Raw genomic sequence first — 6656 nt, forward strand, 5'->3', positions numbered from 1 at the left:
CGGTGGCACCCCGAACATCCAAGGAATGGGGGCGATGCCAGGGATGGGACGCCCCGGGGCCTACTCGAAGCGAGGCACGAAGGGTGGCAAGACCAAGAACGTCTCGCGATCAGGAAACCCCGCCAAGCGCGCCGCCGAGAACGCCGGGCTCGCAGCGGGTCCGGCAGCCCCTTCCGGCAGCGGATTCGGCCTCGGCGAGCAGAAGGCGCCCACCGAAGCAGATCTCGCCGAGATTCAGAAGCTGTTCGGCAAGGGCTGATCCTGCACACGCATGAAGGCGGGGCCGGAGAGAACATCTCCGGCCCCGCCTTCATGCTGTGCGGCTACTTGACGTCGTCGTCGACCCAGTCCATCGACTTCGTCACGGCCTTGCGCCACTGACGCAGCAGACGGTCGCGCTCCGCCTCGTCCATCGTCGGCTCCCAGCGGCGATCCTCGCTCCAGTTCGCGCTGAGATCGTCGAGACCGTTCCAGAACCCGACTGCCAGGCCTGCTGCATACGCTGCGCCCAGAGCGGTCGTCTCGGCGACCTCCGGTCGTACGACGGGGACACCGAGAATGTCAGCCTGGAACTGCATGAGAGCGTCGTTGGCGACCATGCCGCCGTCGACCTTGAGCTCGCTGAGATCGACGCCGGCGTCAGCGTTGACCGCGTCCAACACGTCTCGTGTCTGAAACGCGACCGCCTCGAGTGCTGCCCGCGCGATGTGTCCCTTGTTCGCGAAGCGCGTGAGCCCCACGACAGCACCGCGGGCGTCCGGGCGCCAGTACGGTGCGAACAGCCCGGAGAACGCCGGCACGATGTACACACCGCCGTTGTCATCGACCGACGACGCGAGCTTCTCCACCTCGGGAGCAGACGAGATGATCTCAAGCTGATCACGCAGCCACTGGATCAGGGACCCGGCAACGGCGATCGAGCCCTCGAGCGCATAGTGCGTCGGTCCGTCACCGAGCTTGTACCCGACGGTGGTGAGCAGCCCGTTCTTCGACCGGACGATCTCCTCACCGGTCTGGAAGATGAGGAAGCAGCCGGTTCCGTAGGTGTTCTTGCTCTCGCCGGCGTTGAACGCAGCCTGGCCGAACGTGGCCGCCTGCTGGTCTCCGAGGATGCCGGCGATCGGCGTCTCGCGTAGCAGCGACGAGCTCTTCGCCGTGCCATAGACCTCAGATGACGACTTGATCTCCGGCAGCATCGATCGCGGGACACCGAACTCCTGGAGGATATCGTCACGCCACTCGAGCGTCTCCAGATCCATGAACATCGTGCGCGAGGCGTTCGTGACGTCGGTGACGTGCACACCGCCATCGGTGCCGCCGGTGAGGTTCCACAGCACCCAGGTGTCGGTCGTGCCGAACAGCAGATCGCCAGCCTCTGCCTTCTCGCGTGCCCCCTCGACGTTCTCGAGGATCCAGGCGATCTTCGTGCCTGAGAAGTACGTCGCCAGCGGAAGGCCCACGATGTCCTTGAACCTGTCGACCCCGTCGTCGCCGGCGAGACGGTCGACGATGGGCTGGGTGCGCGTGTCCTGCCAGACGATCGCGTTGTAGACGGGTGTGCCGGTGGTCTTGTCCCAGACGACAGCGGTCTCGCGCTGGTTCGTGATGCCGACGGCCGCGATGTCGTGGCGGGTCAGGTCGGCGCGGCTGAGTGCGAGCCCGATGACCTCCTGGACGTTGCGCCAGATCTCGGATGCGTCGTGCTCGACCCACCCGGCCTTGGGGAGGATCTGCTCGTGCTCCTTCTGCCCGGTCTCGACGATTGCGCCCTTCTTGTCGAAGATGATCGCGCGGCTGGAAGTTGTGCCTTGATCGATTGCGATGACGTAGTCAGCCATGTCCTTCTCCTTTGAATGTGTGGATTGTATGCCTGTGATGTGTGCGACGGATCAGACCAGGGACAGCAGCGCGGGAGCGGCGAACGCCGCGATCGCGCCACCGATGAGGGGACCGACGACCGGTACCCACGAGTATGCCCAGTCGCTGGAGCCTTTGCCCTTGATCGGCAGAATCGCGTGCGCGATACGGGGGCCGAGGTCGCGGGCAGGGTTGATGGCGTAACCGGTCGGGCCACCGAGGGATGCGCCGATTCCGACAACCAGCAGAGCGACCGGCAGCGCCGAGAGCGGGCCGAGACCACCGGGAACGCCGATCTCGATGTCGCCGTAGTCCGCAAAGGCGAAGATGACGAAGACGAGCACGAAGGTGGCGATGATCTCGGTGAGGAGGTTGTGTCCGTAGGAGCGGATCTGCGGGCCGGTCGAGAACACAGCGAGCTTGAGCGCCGGGTCTTCTTCATCGTCGAAGTGCTGACGATACGACGCCCAACACAGGATTGCGCCGAGGATGCCCCCGATCAGCTCGGCCGCGATTGCGACGAAGAACATCGGCACAGTGATCGTGCCGGCGATCAGCATGCCGATGGCGACAGCCGGATTGATGAGCGCACCGGAGTAGGCCGAGACGAGGACACCCGCGAAGACCGCGAGCCCCCAGCCCCAGTTGATCATCAGGAATCCGCCGCCGAACCCTTTCGTCTTGGCGAGCACGACGTTGGCGACGACGCCGCAGCCGAGCAGCACCAACATCGCGGTTCCGACGAGTTCTGAGACGAAATAGAGTCCCAGGTTGATGTCTGTCATGTCTTCTTTGACCTTTCTGGGCGCACGAAGGCCTCACTGTCGGCGCCGTTCAGTGATGAATAACCGTCGTGAGGCCGACGGATCTGCGTCGCTCAGCGACGGGCAGGTGAGGGAAGTGTCAATCCGTGTGCGTCATTGAGTAACTCGGTCGTCTGTGCGATCTCGCGGTCTCGTCGTGCGTCATCCCACTCCAGAATCGGAGCGAGTGCGCGGGCGAGAGCATCGAGAGTCGCCTGGTCGACGTCGCCGGTGAAGGCGAGGCTGGTGCGTCTGAGGACGACATCGGCGAGATGGACGACGAACTCTCGCTCGACCATCCATTCCAGCTCCCGTGTGGAGACGGTGGTGCCGTCGACCGGGCTGTCGTCGCCCGACTCGATGAACTCCCATACCTCGCTGGCGCGGGTGCCGTAGCGGTTCAGGAGTTCGTCGGCGCGTGTTCCGGCGCCGGGCAGATGCGTCTGCATCCACGCACGCCGGGCTCGTACGGTCTGGGGGAACCCCTCGCCGCCGCCGATCGGAACGCCCGCTGTCGAGATCAGGCGCGGGAGCCCCAGCAGGTTGAGAACCTTCTCGGACAGTGTCGCACCGAGCGCGCGGAACGTCGTCCACTTGCCGCCGACAAGGCTCACCAGCGGCACTCCGCCGCTCTCGTCGACCTCGACGCGGTAGTCGCGGGAGACGAAACCGGGCGCGGTGTCTTCATGACGTGGCAGGGGGCGGATGCCGGAGAAACGATAGACGATCTGGCCTCTGTCCAGTTCGATCTGTGGGAAGACGTGGTGGATGAGGTCGAAGAAGTAGTCGACTTCGGCCTCGGTGCAGCGTGCTGGCTCTCGGGGATCGGCCTCGATGTCGGTCGTTCCGACGAGGACGCGGTCCTTCAACGGATAGATCAGCACGATCCGACCGTCTTCATGTTCGAAGAAGATCTCCCGCCCCTGCGTCGCCTCCAGCAACAGCGGGTGGTCGAGCACGATGTGCGACCCCTTGGTACCGCCCATGAAGCGAGTCTGCGCGCCGAGAGCGTCGTTGGTGAGGTCGGTCCATGGGCCCGAGGTGTTCACGATGACGTCGGCGGCGAGCGTGAACTCATCACCGGTGAGATTGTCGCGAAGCACGACGGCGCCCCCATCTCTGGCGACGGCTTCGACGTAGTTGAGGGCGTAGGCGCTCTTGTGTGCCGAGCGGCCGTCCTGCAGCACATCGAGAGCGAGGCGTTCGGGGTCGTGCATGGAGGCGTCGAAGTATGTGGCGGTGTACTTGATCTGCGGATCGAGCGCGGGAAGCTCTGCCAGCGACTTGCGGCGTCCCAGGAAACGATGCCGAGGGACCATGCCACCGTCGCGCGAGAACGTGTCGTAGAGCATGAGCCCGATCTTGATCAGGAGCGCACCGCGTTCTTGGGGCTTCCCGCTGCGGTGCGTGAGGAAGCGCACCGGTGCTGAGAGGATTCCCGAGAACGTCGAATAGATCGGGATCGTGGTCCGCAATGGTTTGACGTAGTGGGGCGCGATCTTGAGGAGACCGTTGCGCTCCTGCACCGACTCACGCACGAGACGAAACTCGCCGTTTTCGAGGTAACGCACACCACCGTGAATCATGTGGCTCGATGCGGCAGATGCGCCCGAGGCGAAGTCGTGTCGTTCGACGAGGACGGCATCGACGCCCTGGAGCGCGAGGTCGCGGAACAGCGAGATGCCGTTGATTCCACCGCCGATGATGAGCACGGGCACCTGACCGGATTCCCGGACGGCCCCTATTTCCGCGTCGCGCAGCGATGCTCGTGTCGAATTAATCATCGTCGACCTCTCTTCTTGACTGCCACCAGCCTCAGGGCACAACCGTCGCGTGCGCAAACCCCTTGCACGTATGTGCAAATATTGAGGTCAGGAGGCCACCCAGGTGACGAATTCGCACGTGCGAGATGCAAAAGTGACCGCTGCGCTGACGGCGGCGAAGCTGTACTACCTGCAGGACAAGACGATGGATGCGATAGCGCAGGAGCTGAGCACCTCGCGATCGTCGGTATCGCGCTTGTTGAGTTATGCACGAGCGACGGGCCTCGTCGATATCCGTGTGAACTCGCCATTCGAGCGGGTCGGGATGCTGGAGCAGAGCATTCGCGATCGCTTTCATATCACCGCGCACGTCGTGCCGATGCCCGAGATCATCAGCGAACTCGAACGCGTGGAACGCGTCGCGCTGACCGCAGGGCGGCTTCTGTCGCAGTTCGTGGAGTCCAACATGATCGTCGGCGTGGCCTGGGGTTCTACGCTCAGTGTGGTCAGCCGAGCGCTCGTGCAGAAGGACACGCACGACACGATCATCGTTCAGCTCAACGGCGCCGGCAACACCCAGACCAGCGGGGTGGAGTACTCGAGTGATATCTTGCAGCGCTTCGGTCACGCATTCGGAGCCCAGGTCGAGCAGTTTCCCGTGCCCACTTTCTTCGATAATCCCGATACGCGTGAAGCCATGTGGCAGGAGCGCAGCACGAAGCGCGTGCTGCGCTACCAGGCAAAGATGGATCTCGCTGTCTTCAGCCTGGGCTCGCCCGCGGCCGACGTTCCCAGCCGGGTGTACGTGGGCGGATACCTCAGCGCCGACGATTACCGCAGCCTTCGTGAGGACGGAGCCATCGGGGATGTCGCAACGGTGTTCTTCCGCGCGGATGGCACCTGGAAGGACATTCGGCTCAACGCACGAGCCACAGGGCCCGGGCTCGACCGTCTTCGCCGCGTGCCGCGTCGGGTGTGCATTGTCTCCGGCGAGAAGAAGCTCGCCAGCCTGCGTGCGGCGATCGTCGCGGGCGCCATCACGGATGTCGTCCTCGACGAGTCACTGGCGCGGCTGCTCGCCGCCCCCGCGTGACGCGGGCCGGCACCGTCGCTACCGCACCGAGCTGTCCGGTCCGTTGCGGAACTCTCGGATGAGATGGTGCACGACTTCGCGCAGATTCCCCTGGGCGGCTTCGGCGACCGCGAGTTGTCGGTGGTAGCTCGCCCCGGAGTGCACGATCGTCGCAATCGCCGCGAACTCCCTCGCACAGTCAAGGTCAGCGGCGACGGGGGCGAGCGCGGACACAGCCTCCAGGAGATGTTCGCGCACGGGAACCTGCGTACCGTCGTCGTCGACGATGATCGTCGCATCCAGCCCGTAACGGGCGCTTCGCCATTTGTTCTCGCGATGGAACCATGCCGGCATCGTCGGCAGGGCACGGCCGTCGTCGAGCTCGCGAGAGAAATGCTCGACGAGCACCTGTACGAGGGCGGCGACGGATGCGAGTTCGGCGAGGGTCGACATACCGTCGCAGGCACGCACCTCGATGGTTCCCCACCGCGGGGCGGGACGGATATCCCAGCGGACCTCGCTGGGGTCAGCCATCACTCCGGTGCGGGTCATGTCGTCCATGTACGACTCGAACTCGGCCCAGTCGCGCAGCGGCCAGGGAAGTCCTGCGGTCGGCAGCTGCTGGAACACCAGCACGCGGTTCGAGGCGTACCCCGTGCGCTCTCCAGCCCAGAACGGGCTCGACGCCGACAGTGCCTGCAGATGCGGCAGATAGCACGACAGCGCATTGAGGATCGGGGAGACCTTCGACCTATCCTCGACGCCGATGTGCACGTGGATGCCCCAGATCATCATGTTGCGCCCCCACCACTGGGTGCGCTCGATGAGCGTGTGATAGCGCGATTTATCCGTGACGCTCTGGTCGTACCACTGCGCGAACGGGTGACTTCCTGCGGAGAGCAGCTCGACACCGTTCGGATCGGTGGTCGCGCGCACCGCGGCGATCGCGTTGGCGATGTCGTCGACAGCGTGAGCGACCGTGTCGCCGACGCCACTGGTGACTTCGATCGTATTGGTGAGCAACTCACCGGTGACCGTGTGACGCTCCGGGCCGCTGGCGTCCTCGAGCGCGGTGAGAAGCTCAGGACCGCGCCCCACGAGATCGCCCGTCTGGGGATCGGCCAGCATGATCTCCCACTCCAGACCCACCGTAGAGCGAGC

Annotated in this window: 5 protein-coding genes and 1 pseudogene; 2 read left to right on the forward strand and 4 right to left on the reverse strand. The window is 64.7% G+C overall.

Annotated elements, in window-relative coordinates:
* Positions 1-259, forward strand: a pseudogene (locus Q1J95_RS13065) (signal recognition particle protein); the annotation flags it as partial.
* Positions 260-323: 64 nt separating this feature from the next.
* Here Q1J95_RS13065 and glpK read toward each other — a convergent pair.
* The 3 genes from glpK to Q1J95_RS13080 all read right to left on the reverse strand — a co-directional run bounded on the left by glpK (position 324) and on the right by Q1J95_RS13080 (position 4444).
* Complete coding sequence (gene glpK / locus Q1J95_RS13070) at positions 324-1838, reverse strand: glycerol kinase GlpK (RefSeq protein WP_300268237.1); 1515 nt, start codon at positions 1836-1838, stop codon at positions 324-326.
* 51 nt (positions 1839-1889) lie between these two features.
* A complete protein-coding gene (locus Q1J95_RS13075; RefSeq protein WP_300268240.1) occupies positions 1890-2642 on the reverse strand; it encodes an MIP/aquaporin family protein in 753 nt (250 codons plus the stop codon).
* 92 nt (positions 2643-2734) lie between these two features.
* A complete protein-coding gene (locus Q1J95_RS13080; RefSeq protein WP_300268242.1) occupies positions 2735-4444 on the reverse strand; it encodes a glycerol-3-phosphate dehydrogenase/oxidase in 1710 nt (569 codons plus the stop codon).
* 103 nt (positions 4445-4547) lie between these two features.
* Here Q1J95_RS13080 and Q1J95_RS13085 point away from each other — a divergent pair, with 103 nt between their 5' ends.
* A complete protein-coding gene (locus Q1J95_RS13085; protein WP_300268245.1) occupies positions 4548-5516 on the forward strand; it encodes a sugar-binding transcriptional regulator in 969 nt (322 codons plus the stop codon).
* A gap of 18 nt (positions 5517-5534) precedes the next feature.
* Here Q1J95_RS13085 and Q1J95_RS13090 read toward each other — a convergent pair.
* Positions 5535-6656, reverse strand: a 1122-nt coding sequence (locus tag Q1J95_RS13090; RefSeq protein WP_300268248.1) for a glutamate--cysteine ligase, incomplete at its 5' end; no start/stop codon positions are given.

This window comes from Microbacterium sp., assembly GCF_029263575.1.
Classification (GTDB): domain Bacteria; phylum Actinomycetota; class Actinomycetes; order Actinomycetales; family Microbacteriaceae; genus Microbacterium.

What these genes read in the sequence shown, in the direction of transcription:
- Q1J95_RS13075 (WP_300268240.1), bottom strand. Translation starts at nt 2,642, where the DNA reads ATGACAGACATCAACCTGGGACTCTATTTCGTCTCAGAACTCGTCGGA.
- glpK (WP_300268237.1), bottom strand. Translation starts at nt 1,838, where the DNA reads ATGGCTGACTACGTCATCGCAATCGATCAAGGCACAACTTCCAGCCGC.
- Q1J95_RS13080 (WP_300268242.1), bottom strand. Translation starts at nt 4,444, where the DNA reads ATGATTAATTCGACACGAGCATCGCTGCGCGACGCGGAAATAGGGGCC.